Here is a 24,454-nt window from a genome sequence, read left to right as displayed (position 1 = left end):
GATCAGTTCTCTCCTGCGGCCGGTACGACGAGGACGTCCGATGGTGCCTCCCGCGGCACGTGCTGGGCAACGCTGCCGAGCAGGGCGTAACCCAGCGACGAGCGGCCTCCGGTGCCCACGCCGATCGGGTCAGCGCCGTGGTCGCGGCTCAGCTCCGCAGCCCCGTCGTCGTCGAGGTAGGTGAGCAGCCATTCGCTGTCGGGCAGGGCACGCGGCGAGCAGTCCTCCGTGATCCTCATTCGCGTCCTCGCCGCAGCCGCTTGTCGACCGCGACCACCAGGCCTGCCGCCACGGCGATGGCCAGGATCCGCAGCCACACTTCCCCGCCGAGCGGGGCCGTGCCGAAGATCGTGTTCATGGCCGGCAGGTAGGTGATGGCGAGTTGCCCGAGCGCCTGGACCGTGACACCGACAATGAGCCACCGATTGGAGAACATCCCGATCCGCCACGCGGAGTGGGTGAGCGAGCGGCAGCTGAAGAGATAGAACGCTTCGACCACGACGAACAGGTTCAGCGCGGCGGTGCGGGCTTCGGCCAGGCCGGCGCCGTTGGCGAGTTCCCATTCGAACAGCCACCACGAACCGGAGACCAGCAGCGTGGACACCAGCAGGATCCGCACCATCAGCGCACGGGTCAGCAGGGGCTGCTCCGGGTCGCGAGGCGGGCGGTTCATGATGCCTGTTTCCTTGGGCTCGAAGGCGAGCATCAGGCCGAGCGCGACGGCGGTGGTCATGTTGATCCACAGGATCTGGGTGGGCAGGATCGGCAGTGCGGCGCCGAACACGATCGCGGCGAGGATGACCAAGCCCTCGCCGATGTTCGTCGGCAGTGTCCAGGTGATGAACTTGGTGAGGTTGTCGAACACGCCGCGGCCCTCCTCGACCGCGGCTTCGATGGTGGCGAAGTCGTCGTCGGTGAGGATCATGTCGGCGGCGTCCTTGGCCACCTCGGTTCCGCTTTCTCCCATGGCGACACCGATCCCGGCCTGCCGCAGCGCGGGAGCGTCGTTGACGCCGTCACCGGTCATGGCCACCACGTGACCGCGGGCCTGCAGTGCCTCGACCAGCCGCAACTTCTGCTCTGGCGAGACCCGGGCGAACACGGTCGCGTGGTCCACCGCCTCGGGGAACTCCTCGGCGGGCAGCGCGGCCAGGTCGGTGCCGGTCAGCACGGTGCCCCGGTCGCGGGCCTGGCTGTCGTGGCCGAATAGGCCGACCTGACCGGCGATCGCGGTGGCGGTGGCGGCGTGGTCACCGGTGATCATCTTCACCGCGATACCCGCGGTGTGACAGGCGGACACCGCGGCGGTCGCGGCGGCGCGGGGCGGATCGATCATGGCCTGGAGCCCGGTCAGCACCATGCCACCGGAGAGCGTCTCCTCGCCGAACCCCTTCGGATCGGACTCGTCCTGGCCGGTGGCCGGGCGCATCGCCGTCGCCAGGACCCTCAGTCCCCGGCCTGCCAGGTCGCCGGCAGCGTCGAGCGCGGCGGCACGGTCCACAGGCCGGACCGTGCCTTCGGCGTCCATCTGGGCGCCGCACAGGTCGAGTACCCGTTCCACGGCTCCCTTGACCAGCACTACCTGGCCCGCTGTGCGGTCGTGGTGGAGGGTGGCCATGTACTGGCGTTCGGAGCTGAACGGGATCGTCGCCAGGCGGGGAAGCAGGTCCTTGACACGATGGGCGTCCAGGCCCGCTTTGGCGGCGACGACCAGCATCGCGCCTTCAGTGGGGTCGCCGACGATGTCCCATCGCCCATCTCGTTCGGTGAGGGCGGCGTCGTTGCAGGCGGCACCGGCCAGCAGTGACCAGCGCAGCGCCGCGCGGGCGTCGAGTATCGGCGGCGTGCCGTGGCTGTCGTGGAGTGTCCCGTCGGGGGCGTAGCCCGCTCCGGTGACCTCGAACCGACCGTCGGGGGTCCACACGGTGCGTACGGTCATCTGGTTCTCGGTGAGGGTGCCGGTCTTGTCCGAGCAGATCACCGTGGTACTGCCCAGCGTCTCCACCGCCGGCAACCGGCGGATCACCGCACGCCGCCTGGCCATCCGGGCCACCCCGATGGCCAGGGTGATGGTGACCGCCGCCGGCAGTCCTTCCGGGATGGCGCCGACCGCGAGGGCGATCGCGGCGGTGAATGTCTCCACCGCGTCCTGCCCCCGCAGCAGCCCCACGCCGAAGGTGACCGCGGCCAGGGCGAGAATGCCCACGGTGAGGATCTTGCTGAACCCGGCGAGCTTCCGCGTCAGCGGTGTCGCCAGGGTTTCCGCGGCGCCGACCAGCCGGTGGATCTCACCCAACTCGGTCTCGGCGCCGGTCGCGACCACGACCCCCGCACCGCTGCCGGTGGTGACCAGGGTGCCCGAGTAGGCCATGTTGCGCCGGTCGGCCACCGGGATCTCCTCCGGCAGCACCACCTCGTCCTTGGCCACCGGAACCGACTCACCGGTCAGCGCGGACTCGTTCACCCGCAACTCCGCCACCCGGGTCAGCCGCACGTCGGCGGGGACCTTGTCGCCCGCGTCGAACAGGACGAGATCGCCGGGCACCAGGTCGTCGGACGGCACCGTCCGTTCATGGCCGTCCCGCACCACCTTGGCGTGCGTGCGCACCAGCGACCGCAGGCCTTCGAGCGCGGCTTCGGCCTTGGACTCCTGGATGAACCCGACGACCGCGTTGATCGCCACCACGCCGAAGATCACCGCGCAGTCGACGTACTCACCCAGTACCGCGGTGATCGCCCCGGCGGCGAGCAGCACGTAGACCAACGGGTGATGGAACTGGCGCAGAATCCGCAGCACCAAACCCGCACCCTTGGGGGCGGGCAGGGCGTTCGGTCCGAACCGTGCCCGCCGTTCGGCGGCGTCCTGACCGGTCAGGCCGCGGTGCGGATCGGTCTCCAGCAGCAGCACCACCTCATGCGCCGCCAAGCCGTGGTGCACGGGTGCCGACGAGGCCAGCGAGGGGGACACCGCCGGGGTCATGACATCAGCTCGTCGTGCCCGACAGCCTGAGCCTGCCCGTCGGCCTGGTGTTCCCCGGTGGCATGGGTGACCATGACGGGGCACCGCGCGGCTCGTGCGCAGTGCTCGCTGGTCGACCCCAGCAGCAGGCCGACGGCCGGGTTGCGTCCGCGGGAGCCCAGCACGAGCAGGTCGGCGTCCGCGCTGTACCGCACCAGCAGTTCGGAGACGTCACCGTGGACGACCACGGTCTTGCCTTCCACCCTGGTCGCGGCGAGCTCGGCGGAGACGAGCTTCCGGCCCCACTCGAGGAGTTCCTCGACCGTCGGGGTCAGCAGTTCGGTGCCGACACGATCCCAGTGCACGACGTGGACGATGTCGAGAGTCGCGCCGCGCAGCGTGGCCTCCCCGGCCGCGGCGAGCAAGGCCTGGCGGGAGGGCGCGGAACCGTCCACACCCACGATCACCCGTCCCCGCGCGGTGGCGTGCTCGGTGTGAGGTCCCACCACGACGACCGGACAGGGCGCGTGCGCGAGACAGGCCCGACTGACCGAACCCAGCATCAGCGCCGCCAGACGACCACGGCCGTGCGATCCGACCACCAGCAAGTCGGCGTCGACCCCTGCGGCGACCAACTCGTCCGCTACCTCCCCGACACGCCGGTGAACGGTCACCGGGTACCCGCCCGCAGCCGCGGCCAACGACCGGCCCGAAGCTCCGGCCAGGGTGTGCAAGGGGTGCCGTAACCGTTGCGAGTCCACAACGGTGCACGCGACCAATTCCGCACCACGCAGCCGTGCCTCCCCGGCCGCCCAGGAAAGCGCCGCCGCGGCAGCCGGTGAATCGTCGACACCGACGACGACCGGTGCAGCCATGGCCCTGCCCCCTTACTCGATCCGCACCTGTACCTGCCGAGCACATCGGTGCCCCACAGATCGACAGGTTTGCCGTGCCTCCAGACTCCACCGGCGGGGGCGCCGGCGAGCAGGGGCTGATGTCCCTTTCGTCCAGGACCTGCGCCCCGGCCGGTACCGGCTCGGGCGAGATCGCGCTGGTGGTCGACCAAACCGACAGGGGCGAACAGCCCGGCGGCCAGGGTCACGCAATCTCTCCTCGAACCGTTGGTGGATTCTGACGGTCTTCGAGCGCAAGGCGCTCGCGACCTCTGACTACCCCGGTTCATCTCGTTCCGAACGAGGAGGTGATACGGATGGGCGGGGGAACGGGGATCGAGAATGCGATGGCCATCCATGTCCTGCTGACCCGCCGCCACTCGCTGGCCATGTACCAGCCGTCTGCCGTGCCGCCACGGCTCGCCGCCCTGGGGCGCGACATTCGCAGGCCGGGTGTCACCGCCACTGCGCTCTACAGCAACTGCTGCACTGTGAACAGCGCCCGCCGGTTCGTTTTCCATCACCCGACGATGCACCGCTCGCCGGCTTCGATCTGTCGCAGCCGCGGTGAGCGCGAGGTCGTGCTCCACGCCCGGTTGTGGGGCTGGATCGCTGACGACGACCGCCAGGTGCTCCTCCTGGACGCCGGGTTCGGGCCTGACGACCTCGCCGCTCTCCTTGAGCAGTAGCAGAACACACGAGTGCGACGCCAGGATTCCGAAGGCTGTGCGACGATCGCCGGACGAGATGCGTGCACATCGGCATGTCGAGAGCATTGCGAGGCGCGATCTAAACCGTTGGACCAGTTTGCAGCCGTCTATTCGAGCGTGACGGGTTAAATATTCTTACGGGGTTGAACTCGTCCTCCAGTCGACTCGTCAAAGTCAAAAATGGCACGTTGTGAATGTTCGATCAATGCGTCCATGACCGGACGCGGCGCTGTGGCATCTAGGACATCATCGGGCACAAGGCCGTTAGGCTCGACCCCGGAAGGCTGACGGGCATCTGCCCCCGCAGTGCAATGCTCGGCCAGGGCGATTGATCCGGTCCTTGGCAGCACGCCGACTTCAGGACGGAGGGTAAGGTGCAAGGCTGCGAGTGGCCAGTCACGTCAGCGGAGTATCTTGAACTTTTCTTTCACTGCCGACGATAACGCGTCGGCTTTACGGAAGATTTGCGAATTTATGGGTTCATGCTGTTTCGTCCAAGCCGTCCAAAGCATCTCGGGCTTCGAGTCCCCAGCGTTCTCCACATCGAACATCATGTCGGTCATCAGGTGCACTTCCATGATCGGGAGTTACACCGCTCGTTTTACAGTCCCTGTTGATCTGGGGAATGCGGCCTTTTGCTGCCGACTATGCGCCGCTGTGAATGAGTGCTGCCCAGAGGTCGGGGCGGTTGGGGTATTCGGTGCGGAGGTCTTGGGTGACGGCGTGTAACGCGAAGGCGGCGCGGTCGGCTGTGGGCGCGGCTGGTAGGCGAGCGTAGAAGGCGGCTGCTGCGGTGGCGGCGATGTGGTCGTTGAGCGGCCAGAGACTGGCGATGACGTGCCGGAACCCGGCGAGGTGAAAGGCGGAGGCTGCATGCAGAGCTTCGTCGACATTCCGGGTTCCGGGGTGCGCGGTGGAACACGCGGACAGGTAAGCCAGTTCGGCGTGGGGCAATTGGAGACGGCTAATGTCAGGCACGCGCAGGATGCTGTCGTGCAGGCGTAGCCCGCTGCGGGAGGGAGCTGCGAGGTCGGCGCTGGCGTGGCAGGCGAAGTGAGCCCAGGTCGCATCCTCTAGGGCGGCGAGGACGCGAGCGGTCGTGGCGTCCTTGCCGGTCAGCCGTGACGTGTTCGGGTCGTGTGTGTGCAGGACTGCTGCCTCTGCGGCGGTTCCCGGCAGATCTGGCAGCCCAGGGGTATTGGCGAGGGCGACGGTGAGTTGGCGGCGGGCGGTCGTCGACGGCCGTCCTCGGGTGTGGGCGAGAGCGCGCATGGTCGGCGTGTATGAGGACACGACCCGGTCCGGGGCGCCAGGCTGTCCAGCGTGGCCAGCGGCGTGCAACGGGAACAGACTAAGCAGCCCGATCGGCATCCACCATACTCGCGGCAGCGCATCGTCGCCCGGACCGGGAATGGTGTCGAGAATCGGTGCGACGGCCGCGTCCCACAGCCAGGCGAGGACATCGGCCAGCACCCGCTTGGCCCGCAGTGTGCCTGCCAGGGAGTTCCCGTTGTGCGTGGCCGCCAACAGTTCCTGGACACGGGATTCCACCTCCGCGAACGCGAGATCCGGCAACGTGACGCTGGTGGTGTTGTCGGTGGTGATGATGATGGCGTCGCTGCGGTACTGGCCGGCGTTGACCAACACGGCCGCGCCACCAGCCGTTGCAGATTTCAGTTCGGTGATACGGGGCGGCAGCAGAAATCGCGCCAAGTCTGGCTGCTGGCGGATCTCGGCGAGCAGTGTGTCATATTCGGCCCACTGGTGCTTACGCCTCCGGAGGTCGCCGACCGCGCTTTCTGTTGGGCTGTTGTGTGTGGTCTGGCCTGTGTTGAGTTGGTCTCGGATCTGCAAGAACCGGGCGGCGAGTTCGGGGTGGCTCTGGCTGAGGTCGGTGAGATCGGTGCGGGTGTTCATGGTGGTGGCGAGTACCACGCCCCGGCCAAGTTCAGCGGCCTCCAACGCAGCGGCGGGGTCGTCGAGTGCGCAGTGAGCCGCCACCGCGTCCCCTACCAGTCCGCCCCGGTACTTGCCGACCTGGTGATCCTGGTCTTCCCACTGGCCCTCGCGAGGGGCTACGAGCGGTACCAGCCCCACTGCGGCATCGAACAATTCCGCCGCGGTGGCGTGCTCGTTCATCGCGTGCGCGAGGAGCCCGACGTGGTTGGCCGCGGAAACTCGCTGTGCAGGCGAGGCCGTCGTCGCCGACGCGACCTGCGCTGCTAGTTCTCGCAGCGCCCCCCGGTCGACGGCCTGGCCGGTGGCGGTGAACCGCCGCTGGTAGGCGTAGCCGAGCTCACCCAGATGCTGGCATCGTAAGGGATTGTCGGGAACGGACGTAGCGACGGCCTGCTCGAACAATTCGATGGCCCTATCGAGGTCCGGCAACATATGAGTATGTTCGAACCGCAGCAGATAGCCTTGGGCGAGATTGGCCAGGTTTCTTCCTGGGGCGTCCTCGTTTGCCAGCGCTTTTTGCGCGCGTTCGCCCAATTCGATGGCCTGGTCGAGGTCAGTCAACACGCCCAGACGCTCGAACCGAGAGCGGTAGGCGATGCCGAGATTGGACAGGTTCCCGCCGTGAGTGGCGGGGCTGACGGACCACGCAGCCGCAATCGACTGCGTCCCAAGGTCAATGGCGCGATCGAGATCCGCCAACGCATCCGTACGTTCGAACCGAATGCGGTAAGCGATGCCGAGATTGGACAGCACCCCGCCATGACCGAGGTGGTCGCCTGACCACCTCGCCATGCCACGTTCGCCCAGGTGGATGGCCCGCTGCAGGTCGGCCAACACGCCACCATGCTCGAACCGCCGGAAGTAAGTGAGGCCGAGATCGCACAGCACCGCTGGGTGTCCAGGGTCGATCGTCGGCAACACCTCTTGGGCGCGTTCGCCCAGGTCGATGGCGTGATCGAGGTCAGCCAGCTCTCCCAGACGCTCGAACCGAGAGCGATAGGCGATGCCGAGTTTGGACAGGACGTCGCCCCCACGCTTGGGATCGTCCGCTGGCATTGCACTATCGACGTTCTCCAGCAGGTCAATGGCGCGCTGCAGTTCCGCCACCACCTGGGTGCGCTCAAAGCGCAGGCAATAAGCGAAACCGAGGGCGGACAGGTACGCCAGCCTATTCGGGTCGTCGATGTTCACGGTCGCCACCACCTGCTCATACAACTCGATGGCCCGATCGAGGTCGGCCAACACACCCGTGTGTATGTGCTGCGTTTCGTAGGTGAGGGCGAGGCTGGTCAGCAGAGTCCCTCGACCAGGATCGTCAGCGCCCATGGCGCTCAATGCCTGCTCGATCAGGTCAATGGCCCGGTCGAGATCCGCCGACACATGAAAACGTTCGAATCTGGTGCGGTAAGCGAGTCCGAGGTTGGACAGAATCGCAGAGCGTTCGGGGGCGTCGGACGCGGCGGCTACGGCCTGCTCGCCGCGCTCGATCGCCTGGTCCATATCCGGCCGCGCTCCGGCGTGCAGGAACCGTTGGTGGTAGCAGCCCCCGAGGTTGGACAGCGTCTCCGTGCGTTTGGGGTCGCGTATGGTCATGGCGGCGAGTGCCTGTTCGAACAAGTCGATCGCGCGATCCACGTCTGCAGGCGCCTTGGTGTGGGTGAAGCGTTGGTGATGCGACCGGCCGAGATCGGTCAGGAATAGCGTCCGGTATGGGTTCTCGTCGTCGGCGACCGTGAGCGCCGCGGCCCCCAGTTCGATGGCGTGGTCGAAATCCGCGAGCGCCTGCCTGCGCTCGGCACGCCACAGGAGGCATACGAATAGCCAGTACAAGCGTCGCACCCGCTCCGGACTATCGGTGGGAGTGGCGTCGATGCCCTGCTGAATCAGTGCGATCGCGTGTTCCAGATCCTCCGTCACGTCGGTCTGCTTGAACCGGTGGAAATAGGCGGTGCCTAGGCACGAGAGGAGTGGAGCCCGCCCGAGGGAATCGGCGGGAATCGCCGACAGAGCGGGATCACCCAATTCTATCGCGCGGTCCAGATCCGCCGGAGACCCGGTGCGTTCGAATCGCAGGTAGTAGGCCTGGCAGAGGTTGACCCGCGGACCCGCTTGGTCACGGTTGTCGTTTGTGCTGGCGGCCAACGCTAGCTCGTTCATTTCGATGGCGCGGTCGAGATCCTGTTGCGCGCCGGTGTGCCGGAACCGCAGCAGGTAGACCGCGCCGAGTGTGGTCGGTATGGCGGCTGGGTGGAGGTAGCCGGTCGGGCCCGCAGTCAGGGCTTGCTTGCCGAACTCGATCGCGTGGTGGAGATCGTCCAGTGTGCCCGTGCGCTCATACCGCTGGTGGTAGAGCATGGACAGGTTGGACAACACCGGCTCGCGGTTGGGGAAATCGTCGGGTGTGGCGGCCAAGGCTTGCTCGCTCAATGCGATCGCACGGTCCAGGTCCGCTGGCGCACCGATGCGGTTGAACCGCTTGCCGTAAGCGCCACCTAGGTCGGACAGGTATTTCGCACGGTAGGGGACATCAGCCGGAAGGTCATTGACCACCGGCCCGATCAGCTCGATGAACCGCTCCAGGTCCGCCGGCATATCGCGGTATTGGTATGCATAGGCGAGGCTGGACTGCACCAGTGTTCGATCGGGGTCGTCACCCCGCATGACGGCGAGGGCTCGCTCTCCGAGGTCGATGGCCTGGTCCAGATCCGCCCGCGCGCCGATGCACTTGTACCGTGCCTGGTAGGCATCGGCGAGATTGGACAGTCGCACCGCGCGGCCGGGATGGTCTGCCGGGGTCGCGGACACGGCCTGTTTACCGCAGTCGATCGCGCGGTCCAGGTCCGCAACTACACCTGAATGTTCGAAACGAGACCTGTAGGCGATGCAGAAACTGTCCAGTATCGACGTGTGTTCGGGATGGCCGCTACTGGTGAGTTCAAGGGCCTGCTCGGCGAGGTCGATGGCCCGGTCCAGATCCGCTAGCATCCCCGTGCGCTGGAACCGCTGACCGTAGTTGAAGCCGAGAACGGACAACATGCCGACCCTGTCGGGGTGGTCGGTAGATATGGCGGAAACGGCCTGTTCGCCGCAGTCGATGGCCTGGTCCAGGTGTGCCAACACTTGGGTGCGCCGATATCGTTGCGCGTAGGAGATGCCGAGGTTGGCCAGCGTGCGCGCATGATCAGGATCGTCGGCGGGGATGAGCTCCAGGGCTCGTTCCCCGAGGGCGATGGCCCGGTCCAGATCCGCCAACACCCCCATGCGCTGAAACCGCGTGCCGTACCAAACGCCGAGCTGCGCCATTCTGAGGACACAGCCGGGGTGAGTCGGGGGCGTGATGACCACGACCTGTTCACCGAGGTCGACCGCCTGGTTCAGGTCGGCCAGACCCCCGCTGATTACATAGCGTTGGCCATGGGCGTGGCCAAGGTTCGACAGCATGTCGGCTCGGTCGGGATGATTCACAGGGGCGGCGGCCACGGCGGTGCTCAGCAGGGTGATGGCGGTGTCGATCAGGCGTGGATCGGATGTGTCTTTCGCCTCGTCGAGCAAGCTGAGAGCGAGGTCGACCTGCATACGGAGGTCGGCGGCTGGTCCGAGAAATTGGCGCAGTGGTTCGGGGATCGCCGCAGGATGGTCGGCAACGGGTGCCAGGAACACCACAGCGTCAATGAACGCGTGCATATTGTCGGGTGTGGGTTGTGCGGTCCAGCGAAGATGTGACAGCCACCCCAGTGTCTGGCGAGCCACCGCCAGACGCTGATCATCCTCGTGGGTAGGGTGCTCGGGATCGGGTGGCTGGGCGGCCTGCCACAACCTGATGGCGTCAGCCGTGGCCGAATCAGACATGGCATCGTCGGCTCGGCCCAGTCGTTGACAGTCGTCGACGCGTTGCCGCACTTGCCGCAATAGCTCATCGAACGACATGCCGAATCTCCCCCTGTGGGCGCGATGGCGGAGGCTTCCGCCGGGCCAGGTCATTGACAGTATCGCTGTTGGCGGGGGTATATGGACTTCGAACCGGTGCTACAACGGGTCTGTGGCCATATCGACCTGTGGGAGCCGCTGATCCACAGCGGCCCGTGACCCGCCATGATTTGATGTCCACCCGAATTGCGGTCAGAGAGGAACTCGCATGGACTCTGCTGAGCGGCTCGTGTTGACGGCGTTCTGTGAGGAGCTGCCGATGTTGCGCACGGAGATCGCGCAGCACGACGACGCTAAGCGCACGCAGCTGTCGCGGATCGAACAGGAAGCCGCGGCTCGTCGGCCGATACTTCACCTGCTCGGCCAGCTGCTCGGTACCGATGGCGTCACGACGCTTCGCTCGCTGAGCGTCGGCTTGCCCGGCGCTGGTCCCGGTCAGGCTGATGGTGAGCGCTTCGGCTGCCCGGACGGCCGCTGCGATCGGGTGGCCGCGACGGCGCCGGCGGGGCCGGTACCGCGGTGCCAGGTCACTGGCGCCGCGATGAAACGTTTGCAGATCTGATGGGCGGGTTCTTTCAGGAGCTGGCGAAGAAACTGGCCGAGCGGTGGGTCGGGCTCCTGTTCGTGCCCGGAGCGCTGTTCGTGGTCGGCGCGCTATTGGGCGTCAACCTTGGGCATGCGCATGCGCTGGACTGGACGATGGCGGTGCGTGAGGTGTCCGGCGCCGCCGTCGGCCGGCATCCCAGCAGTGGTCAGGCGGTCGTGATCGTCGCGCTGCTGCTTGCGGCCACCGCCGTCGGCTTGGTAGTGCAGGCCATGACAGGAATGACACGAGCAGTCTGGCTCGGCCGTTGGCCTCGACCGTTCGCAGTCTTCGCGCGTTGGCTGACCGTGCGGCGCCGAACCCGCTGGCACGCTCACCTCAAACGGCGCCGAGACCTCGAGCGCGCGCATCCCATCGAGTCCCGTGACGCCGCGGCCCAGCACGAGATCAACCTCGCCGCCGAACGCGTCACTAAGCTGGCCATGGCCGAACCCGGCAGACCGACCTGGATGGGTGATCGGATCCACGCCGTCGAACAGGTCGCGCTCAACCGGTACGGGCTGGACCTGACGTTCGCCTGGCCACGGCTGTGGCTCGTGCTGCCCGAGACCGCGCGCACCGAGATCACCTCAGTCAACGGTGCGTTCGCCGCTGCGGTGACCGTCGGCAGCTGGGCGTGGCCCGCGCTGGTTCTCGGCACGTTTTGGTGGCCCGCTCTGGTCGCGGCGCTCGTCGTCGGCGCGACCGGGTGGGTACGAGCCCGCGCCGCCATCACCGATCTCAGCTCGCTGACCGAGGCAACACTCGACATACACGGACACACGCTCGCCGCAGCCCTCGGCGTCGTAACAGAAACAAGCACCGGACCATTGACGATCAACGAGGGGCAACTGATCACCGCCATGGTCCGCAAAGGACGGTGACATCCTGTGCGGCTCGACGAGCTGGACGCGACCTGCAGCGATCGTCCACTCCGAGCATGTCCGGTAATTCTTGACCGCTGACTGACCATAGGTGGATCCGGTGTGCCTCGCAGGCCACCGCAATGCCCTCTCTTGCCGCAATGAGGACCGTCGGATGAGTCCGCGCTGCCGGGTCGCCGCAGCCGTCGGGTCACCACCTCAGCCGAGGAAATGGCCACGTGTTTGAGACGGGTCATGGTGACGTCATCGTGAGACAACGGAGAATGCGCAGGTCGCACGAGATCGACATGTCGCGAGCGGCGAGACCCTGCAGCGCTGTTGTAGGGTCTCAAAATCGATGACACTTTCCCAAAGATCTTGGCACTGAAATGGCACTAGTGCCATGAAACTGGGATTGACCATTCTTTCACGCCCGCTGAGCTGTTCCAGTGGGTGCCCGTGACGCGCCGCGTCATTCGAAGATGCTGTGGCACAACCGAATCAGCAGCTTTCGTTGATGCCGATGAGCGGATGCGCCACGTTGGTATCAAGGGAAACTCGGCCGTTACGCGGACTGGGCTTGGGTCACGGCGGCCGTAAATGGGGGTCGGGTCCTCACGACGAAGGGGTGAGATTCTGACAGAGGTGGGTGGGGAATGCCGGCTCGACGGCGAGGATTTCGCCGCAGCCGCCGCCCTTCGCCGAGGCGAAGCTCATCCAGCCGTTGTCACGCATGCCCCACCCGATCTCCCGGGCCGGATGCCCCGCACGATGGAAGGCCAGCTTCGCCGGCTTGACCAGCCACGACGGAATTGCACGGTCGAGCTCGATCAGCGCGATGTCCCAGACATAGCCGTCCTGGTCCGGCATGCCCCACTCCCACCCAGTCGGAGTGGAGATGGACCGGACACTAGTGACGACGCCACCGTGGAACCGGTTGGTCGACCCGATCCGCAGCGTGTACTGCGACGGATCGTGCGGTTCCGCCTGCGTGCCGAACCCGGCGCGCTGCGGAGGCGGTGCCTGCTGGAACGCCCGCCATGCCAGCTCGCCTGCCTCGTCCGCGCGCTGTGGCGCGGGCGGTTGTTTGGTCAGGCAATGCGAGGCGGTGACGACGAACCGAGGGGCGATCAGCGCCCCGCCACAGGAGTGCCAGTCCGGGACACCGTTCTTTTTCGACTGGATCGACCCGGCGCCGGCGTAGGCCTGCGGGGCCAGTTCGCCGCCGACGATCATCGGCGACACATCGTCGCCTCCGGTGTCGGTGGCGGCCGGGCTGGTGGTGCTGGCGGGTACGGCCGTGGCCGCACCGTGGTTCCCGCCGTCGGCGGCAGCGACCGGCGCGGCGCCGAGGCCGGTGGCGAACAACGTCGCCAGGGCGGCCACGGCGACGCGCAACCCGCCACGGCGGCGGGCTCTCGTGCTTGCTTTCACTGTTTCCCTTCTCTGATAGTGCTTCCTGACGCTCCCCGCAGGCATGCGGGGAGCGCGACTGTGGAGCCACCGGATCTCTTCGGTGACGGTGCGCGGCGACGTCGGCGACGTCGGCGGCCCGGTGTGGCACTAGCGCCACACCTCGGTCGTGCCAGTTGGACAGTCCTTTCGGGGCGCGACGGCTTGAGGCTCCGCATGCGATGGCCTGTCGGTCCGGGCAGTGGGCTCAGTTGTCGCCGGGGCCTGGGGCGGATCGAGCGGCGTCGACGAGCTGCCGGTAGAGGTCCGTGTCGGAGCCGGTGCCGGGGGATTGCGCCATGTAGATCATCGACTCGCCGGTATCACACCGGACACAGACGAGCCGGACCGCGCTGTGCGTGGTCACGTCGACGAACAGGTGCTCCGATGAGGAGTGGCGGTGCTCGATCTGGCGACCGAGCACGCTCGAGAGCCACTCTCCGGCATTGTCGCAATCCAGTGGACCGGCGTCGGTGACTTTGCTCAGCCCGCGCGGGGCCACGTTGATCGCGGCGTGGTCGACGAGATCCGCGATCCAGGCGGCGTGTGCAGGCTGGGAGTGAGCGGTGTCCTGAACGATCATGGTCGACGTCGTCACGACGCGGTCCTCGTCGCGATCGCGCACCACACGGGAAGTTCCGGACCCGCGATGTCGGCAGGTTGCGGGCCGCACCACTGCGACCCCGGCGCGACGCCGGGGGGTTCGAGCTTCCAGCCGGTGCCGTCGAACCAGCTTTCGACCTCAGCCTGCGATCGCGGGGTCAGCTGTGGCTCGGGTGTCAACGCCAGGTGCCTGGCTAGGTCATCGAGCGCGGCAGCCGCCGCGCTCCCCGGAGGCGCGGTGCCAAGGGTGCTTACGCCGATCACGCTGCCGGGAGGGAGTTCCTCGTGGTAGGCGCGCATCAGGTCGGTGACGTCGCCAGGCCAGTGCGACGGATCGGCGACCATCGTGAGGCACACCGGTGCTGTGAGGTCCAGCGACCAGTTCCCGCGCTGATGGACTTCGTGCAGCGGCCGGTGGACCTCGTGGACTGCGGCCTTGACTGCCGCGCCTCGTTCCACCTCCAGCACGGCCAGGGCCGTCTCCTGATGGCCGAAAAGCATGTTTTCGCGAGCCACCAGCACCATGCTGGGTGCACCGACGTATGCCTTGGCCAGGGTGTACGGAGTCTTCTTCTCCGGCCCGAGAGGCAGCGGGGCGCGCAGGACCACGAACTGGCTGATCCCTCGCTCCTCGGCGGCGAACGCGATGACGTCGTAGAGGAAACGGTGCTGCGCCAGCACGCACCAGCGGTAGCCGGGCACGTCTGCGTCGATGCGCTTTGCCAGTTCCCGGTCCGCGGCGAAGACTCCATCGGATCGGACCTCGAAGGTCTCGTCGAGGAGGAAGCCGTTGATACGGCCGATGGTCGGGTTGTCGGTTTCGGCTTGCTGATCGGGGACGGTCCCTTGCGGGGTGAGGAAGTACGGGTCAGGCGTCGAGGTCATGGCCGGGGTTCCTCGCGTGATCGACGGTGCTGTTAGACGGAAGTGGTCTCGTGCGGGGCGGGCGGCGTGCGATCACCGTGATCAGCTCCGACGCTGTGTCCGGGGTGGACACTGACGTTGCGGTGTCCGGCGAGGCCTGGATCTCCACGCCGTGGCACCGGAGGAGGTCCCATTCGTGCGGATCGGTGAACATGTCCAGCACTTCAGAGATGGGGCGCAGGATCAGCGGCGATGGCAGGGAGCTCGTGAACGCGGCCTCCACCGGCGAGCGTCCCAAATCCGGGGTCGTGGCCGGGTGCTGTGGGGCTACGTGGGTGACCGACACCCGGCTTTCCGCAGGCAGCACGTCCCACAGGTCAGCGAGCAGTGCCTGCGGATCCCAGGTGTGCTGGAGCGCGGAGGACAGCACAACCCAGATCGGTGCGTCGAGGGTGATCTCCCCGGTCCCGGCGGCCACGCGCAGGCAGGCGCCGAGGCCGGGATAGGAGGACATCCAGCTGACATCCGGGTTGTCGTGGTAGGTCGCGACCATCCAGGACCGCACTGCGGATTCGGTGTCACTGAGCAGGTACAGCACGCGAGTCCCGCTGCTGGCCGGCAGCACCTCGTGTACGGGCATCCATGGTGGGAGGTCGGGATCGACGACGACGTACTGCCGGAAACCGTCCCTAGACGCCTGGGCGAGGACACGGTCCCGGAACTCGTGTTCGGCCGTGATCGTCTCTGCGAAGGCGGGCATGCACTCACGGATGCGCCACGCCGCCGACAGGGCCCCCGGGTCGTCCCTGCGGCCGCCCAGCGCGGCCCGGACCCCGGCCCGTGTGACGATCCACTGTGGACAATCAGGGGCGGGTACCGCTGCGGAGGCGGATCGGCGTGGGTATTCAGGCATCGTTGCGTGCTTTCGTGATCTTGGGAGTGGTGGCGTGCCGCACTCGTGCGGTACGTGCCGGGGGCGGCGGACGGAGACAGCGACTACTGGTCCGGTGGGGGAGCGATAACCAGGTCTGACATACGGACCGGCTGCTTGATCACGCCGAAGCTGTGCATCAGGTCCGCCCAGCGCTGCAGCTGCACCGCGGACGGCGTGAGCGGGAAGATCGGAAGTTTCATCAACTGCGCGTCGCCCGCGTCGACCTTCATCTCCCGCACGGCGAGCTGCTGCACGATCTCGGGTTTCGACGTCACCTCGGCCGCGGCGCGGCGCAACGCCCGCTGAAACGCCGCGATCTCCGCCGGGTGCTGTTGCGCCCAGGCGGCCGTGACCACGTAGCTGCCGGTCGGGATCGACTGCTCGAAGCCCCCGCCCTTGATCGGATCGATCAGCGGCTTCACCTTCTGCTTGCTCGCCGCCATGATGTACGGCTCGGGCAGCAGCGCGGCGTCGATCTGTTTGCGGGCGAGCAGGCCTGCCATGTCGGGGAAGTTCGCTCGCGTCCACTGCACGGTCGAGTCGTCGACCCTGTGTGTGGCCATCACGGCGCGGATGAGCATGTGGCTCACACCGTTGACGCCGTTGTGCGCGATCCGTTTCCCGGCCAGGTCCGCCACCGTCGGGACCGAGCCGTCGTCACGGACCATGATCCACATGGTTTCGGGTCCCGCCATCGCGGCCTGGGCGATCACCCGCAGGTCCAGGCCACCCGTGGCGACGGCCGAGATGATCGCGACATCACCGGCGTAGGCGATATCGGCGTCCCCGGCCTGCAGCTTGGTGATGCCGACCTGCCCGCTCTCGGCGGGGACCGGTGTCACGTCGATTCCGGCGGCGCGGAAGTACCCCTGATCGATCGCCCACCGCAAGGGAGCGGAATCCAGGATCGTCATCAAGGTCGCCGCCACCTTCGGCTGCGAACCAGAAGACTCTTCGGTGCCGCCGCCGAGAAGCCCGCAGGCCGAGGTAGCGAGCAGAAGCATGGCGACAAGCAGGGAACCAAGCACGGTGGAGAAGCGCGGGGGTGCCGAGCGGGGCGATCTCGTCATGAAGGTCTCCGTGGGGACGCAGAACGAATGGGACGGGGAGTGCCGACCGGAAAGAGCCGGCAGGGGAGAAGAACAGCGGCTGGGGCGCTGGTTCAGCGGTGCTGACGCAGGATGGCCGGAGTCCGGCGGATAGGCCGCAGCAGAGGAAGGATGATGTCGGGACACGCGTCGCGCGGCTGCAGACCCGATGCCTGCAGCTGAACACGGTGCACCCCGGCGCCGTGGAGAATCGCCCAGAGCGCTGCGGCCCGCGCGTTGTCCGTGCTGTGACCCAGATGCGCGGACGCGAGCACGTGACGCCATTCGATCATTAGGTCTGGATCCGTCAGGACCCATCTGCGCAGAAGGCTCCTGCGTGCGACGCGCTCCCGCTTCAGCACACTCCAGGCCACCCTGTACGCAGGACCCTCGATCTCAGCGAGCATGTCGCCGACCGTCAGATCACGGGACAAGATCGCGCGGATCGCGCGACCGCACGGCGCGGCCAGCCACTCGATCTCGGTTCCGTTGAGAATCTTCACGCGCTCGCCGCTGATTGTCGCCGCACCCCGAAGAATGAACTCGGCCACCAAACCGACCGCGACCGCGGACCTATCCCGATGGAACTGACGGGGAATCACGTGATCGCGGTGCTCGTCCTCAGTCGCGGACAACACCAGCACAGGCAGAAACGCCGGTTCCTCAGAGTCCGAAGTCGTCGTGGACTGTGGCGTGTGATGCAAGGTGTCCTCCCCTGTGGACGACAGGGCCGGTTGGGGCGGCCCTCTGCGATGTGGATGCCTAGGCAAAGGGCCAGGGTTTTCCTTTGTGCGTCACGGCTCCCACGTTGTAGTCGTCCACGGCGAAGCGCTCCAGAAGCGGACCGGGCGGGTACCACTTCGAACACGGAACCAGCGCGGGCTGAGCTGTCAGAGGGCTTGGAACGACAAGCGGGAAGCCCCCGAAGAACGTGGCGATCTCCGCTTCCGGGCGGCAAAGCCGGGTACCGAAGCTCTCTTCGAGGACATTCGCCGCCCTGACGGCCGCCGCGCCGTCGGGGATGCACAGGTGGCTCACAGCGATGAACGATCCCTCGGGAAGCGTGTCGATTTGGCCCGCAGTGACCTCCGCCGGGGTGGTGCCGCTGCCGGACGGGAGAAACGGCAGTGTGGCGCAGTGCAGCAACGCGACTGGTTCGGAGGCGTCCAGTGGAACACTCGAGCTCTCGAACAGCCGGGTAAGCAGGGCCGGGTCGTAGATGTCGTCGTGGACCACATGAACGACAGGCCCACGCTCGTTGGTCCTCGTGTCGAACGCGAGCGCATGGGTCGCGCTGTCCAGTTCCGGCTCCACATACACCACGACCGCATCAGGGGCGTCACGGTGAATGAGCTTGTGCAGCGGCGCGGCACTTGTTTCACACTGATCAACGCCAAGCAGCACAAAGTGAGACACCTCAGTGCGGCTGATCAACATGCGGCATACCCGAACCCGGAACCAGAAATCCTCGGTGAAAAGACGCTTCGCACCCTCGAAACCACCCGGCAGCACCTGAGCGATCTTGTCGGCGACCTTCCGGTCCTCGACGTAGTTGTCCTTGCCGTCAACCAGCGCGTCGATCACCCGCACACGACTACGCCGCTCCTGACCCGCCAGCTGCTCTGACGGCATCAACCGGGATGTGGCGACACTGGAACCCACGTGCAATGTCCTCTCGATTTTGTTGGGGTGATCTTCAGGTCGTGTGGAGCGAACGACCAGGACGGTCGACCGGGTGGTGGCTGAAGCAACCGGGCGGTCTGGGTGTTTGAGCAGTGGAAATAGCTCTGCGTGTTCGGCAATTCTTCGAGGCGTCAGGCATGGAGACCGCTCTGAGGTGCTCGGCAGAATGCTGGGCCGAAGGACTGCCGTCGGCTTCGTGGCTGACTTCCGCCGAGACGGCCAGGCGCTTGTCGCCATGACGTGACGCAGTGTGTCGGCAACACTCCCAATCGCGCGTGCCTTCTGCGTAAGGCGCCGTCCCCGGTCAGACACGGTTTCGACGCGAAGTGCGATTCCGGTCCTCGCCGGTCATCGCATTTACCGCCGTCACCGGGGGCGCTCGACGCGCGGCAGGTCCTGGCGATTGATCGCGGGCATCGATCAGGTCGCTTGTCTCGGGGACAAGTGAACGCGGCGCTTGGTCCGGTGCCGATCGCAATCCTGCGGGGCCATCTGCCGTCCTGGTTGCTGCGCACAAGTCCGGCGAGCACTTCGATCGCCTGGCCGTGCGTGATGACGACGAGCAAGCGATGCTCTTGTCGCCACCACTGTGTTCTCATACCAGGCACTTTGTCGCAGAGTGATTGACAACAACACAGCCCGTGACGACCAGTTGAGTGGCAACACCGGCGCGAACTAGGCGTGAAAGGCATAGATCAGCCGGATCGGCGCCAAGACGCTAGCCTCCGCGACGTGGATCTCCTGCCGTTCGACGACTACGTGCGCTCGCTCAACCGGAAACGAATGTCCGCCGGCGCCCTCTACCGCGACGAGGACGACCGGGTATTGATCGTGGAGCCGTCCTACAAAGAGCATTGGGACATCCCCGGCGGCGCCTGCGACCAAGGGGAGCCGCCGTGGCGCACCGCTGCCCGTGAGATCCGGGAAGAACTCGGCATCACCCGGCCGCTTGGTCAGCTGATCGTCATCGACTACATCCCCGCCGACGACCGCATGCCCGAAGGACTCGCGTTCATCTTCGACGGCGGTCTGATCAGCGCCGACGACGTTGCGCGGCTCGACATCACCGACCCCGAGATCGTCTCTGTCAACCTGATGTCGCTCGACGACGCCGCACCCAAGCTGAAGCCGATCCTCGCTCGCCGGGTCGCCGCCGCACTGGACGCCGCCCATTCCGGCCGACTGGTGATCTGCGAAGACGGATGCCCCGTCGGGAGTTAGGCTGGATGGCCGGAAACCGGAGGCGCCATGACCGGAGACACACGGACCCCGTTCGCGGAGAACCTCGCCCGGTTCCGCAAAGGGCGGAACCTCTCCCAGGAACAACTGGCCGAAGCCGCCGGCGTCGGCATCGACACCGTGGCTCGGATCGAGCAGGGCATTCGCGCCACGTGCCGCCCGAAGACCCTGAGAAGCCTCGCAACCGCCCTCGGCGTCACGGTCGACGCGCTGCTCGGCGCCGCCCCGGAGCAGCACTCCCGCGACGTCGACGTCATGCCCCTCCGGAGGGCAATCACCGCCGACTCCCGGATCCCCGGCCTGGACGACTTCGCCGAGTCCCGCGAGGTTCTGCCCCTCTCGGAACTGACGACCAGCGCACACAGCACATGGCGCGCCTACGTCGACGGCCACCACGCCGAGCTTCTCCACGCACTGCCCGCCGTCCTCACCGACGCCCGCCGCATCGTCCGAGACGCCCACGACGAAGAGCGCGCAGGCGCACACCGCGTCCTGTCCACCGCCTACCGGCTCGGCGCTGGGATCGCCGGACGGCTCGGCCTCGATGACCTCGCCTTCACCGCGGCCACCCGCGCTCTCGACGCCGCCACCGAATCCGATGCCCCCGAAGTCGAAGCCGCGATCTCCCTGCGCTACCTCGCCTGGACCCTCGTCCGCCAAGGCCGCGCCGAAGAAGCCGAGCGCGTCGCCACTGAAGCTGCCGCGGTCATCGAACCGCGGATGCTCGACCGCGACCCCGTCCGCGCCGGCGTCTTCGGGAACCTGTTGTTCAACGCCGCCACGGCCGCGCTCTCCTCCGGAAGCGCGGACCGAGCCGAAGACCTCCTGGCGGCAGCACACGCGGCCGCCATCCGCTCACGCGGCGACACCGCGACGGAAGCCGCGATTTTCGGGCCCCGCGTGGCAGCGCTCCAGCGCGTGGATCTCGCTGTCCGCTCCGGAGACCCCGAGCGAGCTCTCCACCTGGCCGGCACGGTTCCCGACGTCGAGGGTGGCGACGTTCCTGCGTTTTGGGAGGCAGGCCACCGGCTGTACCTTGCGGCCGCCGCCGCGGAACTGCGCCGCGATCGCGCGGCCTTGGCGTGGCTCGCCGAAGCAAAAGACCTCGCCTCCGACTGGGTGCGTTACCAGCCACTCGGGAAAGCCACGATGAAGCGGATCGTCGATCGCGCCACGCGACGCCGCGGCCCGGAGTTTGCCGAGCTCGCCGCTCACTACGACGTTATCGCCTAGGTGTAGCGGTCAGGCTCCGACTTCTACACGGAGACTGGCTGGCCCCGTCCTGCCTCCTAGCACGGGAGGTCGAACAAGCGGTGGAGATACTCTCGTCCACGCGGCGGAGCTGCCTGCCAGCCTCAGATCGGTACGTCCGGCGCGGGGTACGAAAACGGTGGCGCGCCGCCTGGCTCGCCGCTGCACATGCCCTGCCGTCGCGGACTTGCTCGCCCGCCTGGGGCTCTAGCGGGGTCGGGTCGCGTCCTCGGCCCAGGCCAGATAGTCGGCGGAGCCCCTGACCAGCTCGACGGCCGTCACCTCAGGCTTGTCCCACGGGTGATTCGCGATGATGTGCGCTTCCAACTCGGCGTACCTTCCGTCAGTCGTCTTGAAGGTCACGTTGAACTCTTCACCCAGGCCAGACTTGCCAAGGTGCCAGAAGAACGAGGTAACCGGTCCGACGACCTGCGCTGTGGCCGCCAGGCGGGCTGCGACGGCTGAGGCCGCGAGCTTCTCGCCGGACTCGCGGTCTGGGGTGGCTGTGGTCACGACTAGGTGATCTGTCATTCCGGCAGCGTAGGGCCACGATCAACTCCGAAGCCCGTGCGCGAATCATCCACCGTTCATTGTGCCGAATCGCGTCCGTACGAGGTGCAGCCTTCGGGATCTGCGTCCATTGTCGACGTTCGCTAAGGTCGGGGAACGGCGTTGTCGGCAACCTGAACGCCTTTATGCACCTCCAGGCCGTTGCGGTGGAAGCACGGCCAGGACGTCCCCAGTGGATGATCAGAGAAAGGGCATGGCCAGCGTGATCCGCTCCGTTGTGTTCGACGTCGGCGAAACGTTGATCAAGGACGATCGGGAGTGGGGGGCGTGGGCTGATTGGCTGGGAGTCCCGCTGAATACCTTGTCCGGGCTGGTGGGAGCGGTTACAGCGGCTGGCTTCAACAACGCTGAGGCGTTCCAGCTCATCCGACCCGGCCTCGATCTTGCTGCCGAGCGGCAGCTACGGGAACAGGCCGGTGTTGGCGAGCGGATCGAGGAGTCTGATCTCTATCCCGACGTCCGGGACGCACTCGAAGCCTTGAAGGCCTCGGGCTATTGGCTCGGGGTCGCGGGCAATCAAACCGACCGCGCCGCCGAGCTGCTCCGGCGACTCACGTTGCCCGTCGATGCCATCGCCACGTCCGGCGAGTGGGGAGTCGCGAAACCAGACGGCGAGTTTTTCCAGAAAGTTGCCGAGCTCGCGCCGGGGGAGCCGCACGAGATTCTCTATGTCGGCGATCATCGGGACAACGACATCGTGCCCGCCCGCGCCGCCGGGTTGCGATCAGCCCTGATCCGCCGCGGCCCGTGGGGATACTTGTGGGCCAGCGACCCGATCATCCGCGAGAACGCTGACTGGGTGATCGACTCACTCGCCGAACTTCCTCGTCTGCTCGCTTCCTGACTGCAGCCCGAAACCGCTTCGGCTCTGCGGCTTCACCAGGCCGGAAGCGAAATCCGCGAACGCATCACGCAACTGCCCTTGTGTGGTGAGCTCGAGGTGATCGACCACGTCGATGACCTGCGAATGTTCACGAACGTGCTCAGGTGCGATGCGCCCGGCCTCCCTGAACGCGCTGAGCACGCGTTCGGGCTGATCGGCGAGGTGAAACGCGCGTCCCAGGTCGATGTAGAAATGTGAGCGGCGCTCCGCGGGCATCGTGATCGGTGGCGCCCAGCCGCTGGCCAATCGCAAGGCGCCGCCGACGTCGCCGAGTTCCACGGCAAGCGACAGCTGATGGATACGTACGGACGGCACCCCGAACACTGTTCCCAGGTGGACGCCCTCATTCACCTGACGCGCAGCCTGCTTCGCTTCCTCGATGTGGTCGCGCGCTCGCAGTGCACTCCCCGCCCGCGCGGCCATGACGGCTGCCCGCATGTGCAAGGTGCCGTACCGTGGCCGCAGCGGTCTCGGACGCGCTGACGCGAATCTTGTCGGCCGCCGCCGTCAGCATGCGGCCACCGGCATCCAGGTCGTGGGTTGCGAAGTAGATCTCGCCCCGTACATACGCGGCACTGCCGACGAGCAGTTCGTCTCCGGACTGCGCCGCGGCGGTACGCATCAGGTCGATGATCCGTGCCGAGAGGTCGTAGTACCCGAACTTGTCCGCGACCGCATCAGCTGCTCGATACGTGCGAGCGAGCAGGCCGGCGTAGTGAGGCTTCAGCGTCAGCGGTGCGGAGAGGATCGCTCGGTGCAGTTCAGGCAACAGCTCGTTGACGTCGGCCGCCAGCACGGCATAGTCAGATTGCAGCCGTCGTGCCACGACCGTTTGAACAGCCTGCGTCAGTCCGGAAAGAGGGGCGAACAGGTCCGTCCTCGGGCAGATCCCGCGTGTCCAGGACGCGACGAAGCTGCGGTATGTCCGAATGCACCACGCTGGGCTCAGGGCTTCCCGGTTGCGACGAATCGTATCGCCAGTTGATGACGTTCTTGCCTGCGCTGCTCAATTCGGGGGAGCGGTCGGGGCGAACAGATGCAGAAGGGACATCACCGGCTATCGGTTCTGCGTCCATCTCGTGGTCAGCGAATGGGTTATGTGTGCTGTCGGTGGGGGGATCAAGGCGTAGAGCGAGTTGCCGGCGGGTGATGCGGAGTTCCTCGGCGAGACGTTGCTGGAGGAAATGCGTGCTGGGTTTGTAGGTGCCGTTCTCCCAATGGCGGACCGTCTTCACATCGAGGCCGAGGGCCGCCGCCAGGCTCTCCTGCGTGTGGCCTGCTGCCTTACGATCTGCAACCAGCCCTAGGCGTCGAATCTTCACCAAAGCCCTCTCGGTAAGCCCTTGACCCGCATCGTCGCTGGTCAAGACTGCCAAACTTCCGGTTTGCGCCCGCTTACGCGTGGGCGGGCGCCCTGGCCGGGACAGTTGGCGAAGTGCAAGATCATGTTCCTGAAGGCGGATTCCGTTGATCCGCAGCCGAGCCCGATCGCTGCGGGTTCGGCGTCGTCTAGGCGAGCGCGGCTAGGTTTTTGTGAAGGAAGAACCGTGAATGTTGCCAGTTGCATTGCACTTGTCGCTCCAGTGAGGAGAAAACAAGCGGCGTATGAGTGCTGATGCCGCAGCAGCGATCTCCACCGCTGACCGCCGTTGGATGGATGCGGCGGGTACCTCCTTTGCCCGTCGGAGGGGATTACCGCCTCGCTGGGGTGTCGGCGGCCCACTCGGGCATTGTCCATGCGCTAGATCTCGATGTGTGGAACCAGAGCCAGATTCTTCTTCCACTGTGCCTGTCGGCTTCCTCGCGTGCCGATCACGTCAGCGAAGGACGCCGAGGCGTACCAAGATTTCGCGCGCGACCGTCTCCTGTGGACTGTCAGCGTTGCTGGGAGCGGGTTTCTGAAGCAGCTACGACGTGGTTTCCGATCGCCTCCCAGTACCGCACCACGCCTCCAAGTCCCCGGATCTGGTGGTCCTCGGTCCGAGCAGATCGT

General features: G+C 66.6%; 21 protein-coding genes. 6 read left to right on the top strand and 15 right to left on the bottom strand.

The window, feature by feature from the left end:
* Positions 1-2: 2 nt before the first annotated feature.
* From LCL61_RS28460 to LCL61_RS28450, 3 genes are read right to left on the bottom strand one after another with little or no spacing between them, the layout of a single operon-like run.
* Positions 3-239, bottom strand: a complete 237-nt coding sequence (locus tag LCL61_RS28460) for a universal stress protein (protein WP_340682582.1) — start codon at positions 237-239, stop codon at positions 3-5.
* A complete protein-coding gene (locus LCL61_RS28455) occupies positions 236-2,980 on the bottom strand; it encodes a cation-transporting P-type ATPase (protein WP_340682581.1) in 2,745 nt (914 codons plus the stop codon). Before LCL61_RS28455 ends, LCL61_RS28460 begins: the two co-directional genes overlap by 4 nt.
* Positions 2,977-3,834 (bottom strand): universal stress protein, encoded by an 858-nt coding sequence (locus LCL61_RS28450; RefSeq protein WP_340682580.1) that lies wholly within the window; start codon positions 3,832-3,834, stop codon positions 2,977-2,979. The genes LCL61_RS28455 and LCL61_RS28450 overlap by 4 nt, the downstream gene beginning before the upstream one ends.
* Before the next feature lie 335 nt (positions 3,835-4,169).
* On the opposite strand from LCL61_RS28450, the gene LCL61_RS28445 reads away from it, so the two are divergent.
* Positions 4,170-4,541 (top strand): hypothetical protein, encoded by a 372-nt coding sequence (locus tag LCL61_RS28445; RefSeq protein WP_340682579.1) that lies wholly within the window; start codon positions 4,170-4,172, stop codon positions 4,539-4,541.
* Between the two features lie 666 nt (positions 4,542-5,207).
* Here the strand turns inward: LCL61_RS28445 and LCL61_RS28440 are convergent.
* Complete coding sequence (locus LCL61_RS28440) at positions 5,208-10,448, bottom strand: CHAT domain-containing tetratricopeptide repeat protein (RefSeq protein ID WP_340682578.1); 5,241 nt, start codon at positions 10,446-10,448, stop codon at positions 5,208-5,210.
* Positions 10,449-10,656: 208 nt separating this feature from the next.
* On the opposite strand from LCL61_RS28440, the gene LCL61_RS28435 reads away from it, so the two are divergent.
* Both LCL61_RS28435 and LCL61_RS28430 read left to right on the top strand, forming a co-directional pair.
* Positions 10,657-11,010: a hypothetical protein gene (locus LCL61_RS28435; RefSeq protein WP_340682577.1), complete on the top strand. Its 354-nt coding sequence runs from the start codon at positions 10,657-10,659 to the stop codon at positions 11,008-11,010.
* Positions 11,010-11,915: a hypothetical protein gene (locus LCL61_RS28430; RefSeq protein ID WP_340682576.1), complete on the top strand. Its 906-nt coding sequence runs from the start codon at positions 11,010-11,012 to the stop codon at positions 11,913-11,915. The genes LCL61_RS28435 and LCL61_RS28430 overlap by 1 nt, the downstream gene beginning before the upstream one ends.
* Before the next feature lie 594 nt (positions 11,916-12,509).
* Here LCL61_RS28430 and LCL61_RS28425 read toward each other — a convergent pair.
* The 7 genes from LCL61_RS28425 to LCL61_RS28395 all read right to left on the bottom strand — a co-directional run bounded on the left by LCL61_RS28425 (position 12,510) and on the right by LCL61_RS28395 (position 18,419).
* On the bottom strand, positions 12,510-13,328 hold the full coding sequence (locus tag LCL61_RS28425) for a trypsin-like serine protease (protein WP_340682575.1): 819 nt from the start codon (positions 13,326-13,328) through the stop codon (positions 12,510-12,512).
* Positions 13,329-13,554: 226 nt separating this feature from the next.
* Positions 13,555-13,944: a hypothetical protein gene (locus LCL61_RS28420; RefSeq protein WP_340682574.1), complete on the bottom strand. Its 390-nt coding sequence runs from the start codon at positions 13,942-13,944 to the stop codon at positions 13,555-13,557.
* Positions 13,941-14,834: an SAM-dependent methyltransferase gene (locus LCL61_RS28415; RefSeq protein WP_340682573.1), complete on the bottom strand. Its 894-nt coding sequence runs from the start codon at positions 14,832-14,834 to the stop codon at positions 13,941-13,943. Before LCL61_RS28415 ends, LCL61_RS28420 begins: the two co-directional genes overlap by 4 nt.
* Positions 14,818-15,573: an SAM-dependent methyltransferase gene (locus LCL61_RS28410; protein WP_340682572.1), complete on the bottom strand. Its 756-nt coding sequence runs from the start codon at positions 15,571-15,573 to the stop codon at positions 14,818-14,820. The genes LCL61_RS28415 and LCL61_RS28410 overlap by 17 nt, the downstream gene beginning before the upstream one ends.
* 236 nt (positions 15,574-15,809) lie before the next feature.
* Positions 15,810-16,751 (bottom strand): ABC transporter substrate-binding protein, encoded by a 942-nt coding sequence (locus LCL61_RS28405; RefSeq protein ID WP_340682571.1) that lies wholly within the window; start codon positions 16,749-16,751, stop codon positions 15,810-15,812.
* A 158-nt stretch (positions 16,752-16,909) separates the two neighbouring features.
* Entirely contained in the window at positions 16,910-17,479 is a 570-nt protein-coding gene (locus LCL61_RS28400; protein ID WP_340682570.1) for a hypothetical protein, read from the bottom strand.
* A 118-nt stretch (positions 17,480-17,597) separates the two neighbouring features.
* Entirely contained in the window at positions 17,598-18,419 is an 822-nt protein-coding gene (locus tag LCL61_RS28395; protein WP_340682569.1) for an SAM-dependent methyltransferase, read from the bottom strand.
* Between the two features lie 831 nt (positions 18,420-19,250).
* Here LCL61_RS28395 and LCL61_RS28390 point away from each other — a divergent pair.
* Entirely contained in the window at positions 19,251-19,739 is a 489-nt protein-coding gene (locus tag LCL61_RS28390) for an NUDIX hydrolase (protein WP_340682568.1), read from the top strand.
* A 27-nt stretch (positions 19,740-19,766) separates the two neighbouring features.
* Positions 19,767-20,990: a helix-turn-helix domain-containing protein gene (locus LCL61_RS28385; RefSeq protein ID WP_340682567.1), complete on the top strand. Its 1,224-nt coding sequence runs from the start codon at positions 19,767-19,769 to the stop codon at positions 20,988-20,990.
* A gap of 225 nt (positions 20,991-21,215) precedes the next feature.
* On the opposite strand, the gene cutA is transcribed toward LCL61_RS28385, so the two are convergent.
* Complete coding sequence (gene cutA, locus LCL61_RS28380; protein WP_340682566.1) at positions 21,216-21,521, bottom strand: divalent-cation tolerance protein CutA; 306 nt, start codon at positions 21,519-21,521, stop codon at positions 21,216-21,218.
* A 259-nt stretch (positions 21,522-21,780) separates the two neighbouring features.
* Here cutA and LCL61_RS28375 point away from each other — a divergent pair, with 259 nt between their 5' ends.
* A complete protein-coding gene (locus LCL61_RS28375) occupies positions 21,781-22,422 on the top strand; it encodes an HAD family hydrolase (protein WP_340688697.1) in 642 nt (213 codons plus the stop codon).
* Here LCL61_RS28375 and LCL61_RS28370 read toward each other — a convergent pair.
* From LCL61_RS28370 to LCL61_RS28360, 3 genes are read right to left on the bottom strand one after another with little or no spacing between them, the layout of a single operon-like run.
* Positions 22,387-22,884 carry a hypothetical protein gene (locus LCL61_RS28370; protein WP_340682565.1) on the bottom strand — a complete coding sequence of 166 codons (498 nt, stop codon included), beginning with the start codon at positions 22,882-22,884 and terminating at the stop codon, positions 22,387-22,389. The genes LCL61_RS28375 and LCL61_RS28370 overlap by 36 nt on opposite strands.
* Entirely contained in the window at positions 22,805-23,287 is a 483-nt protein-coding gene (locus tag LCL61_RS28365) for a hypothetical protein (protein WP_340682564.1), read from the bottom strand. The genes LCL61_RS28370 and LCL61_RS28365 overlap by 80 nt, the downstream gene beginning before the upstream one ends.
* On the bottom strand, positions 23,265-23,828 hold the full coding sequence (locus tag LCL61_RS28360) for a helix-turn-helix transcriptional regulator (RefSeq protein ID WP_340682563.1): 564 nt from the start codon (positions 23,826-23,828) through the stop codon (positions 23,265-23,267). The genes LCL61_RS28365 and LCL61_RS28360 overlap by 23 nt, the downstream gene beginning before the upstream one ends.
* Between the last annotated feature and the right edge of the window lie 626 nt (positions 23,829-24,454).

It is taken from the genome of Amycolatopsis coloradensis, from assembly GCF_037997115.1.
GTDB lineage: Bacteria > Actinomycetota > Actinomycetes > Mycobacteriales > Pseudonocardiaceae > Amycolatopsis > Amycolatopsis coloradensis_A.
This window is presented reverse-complemented; position numbering and strand designations above follow the sequence as displayed.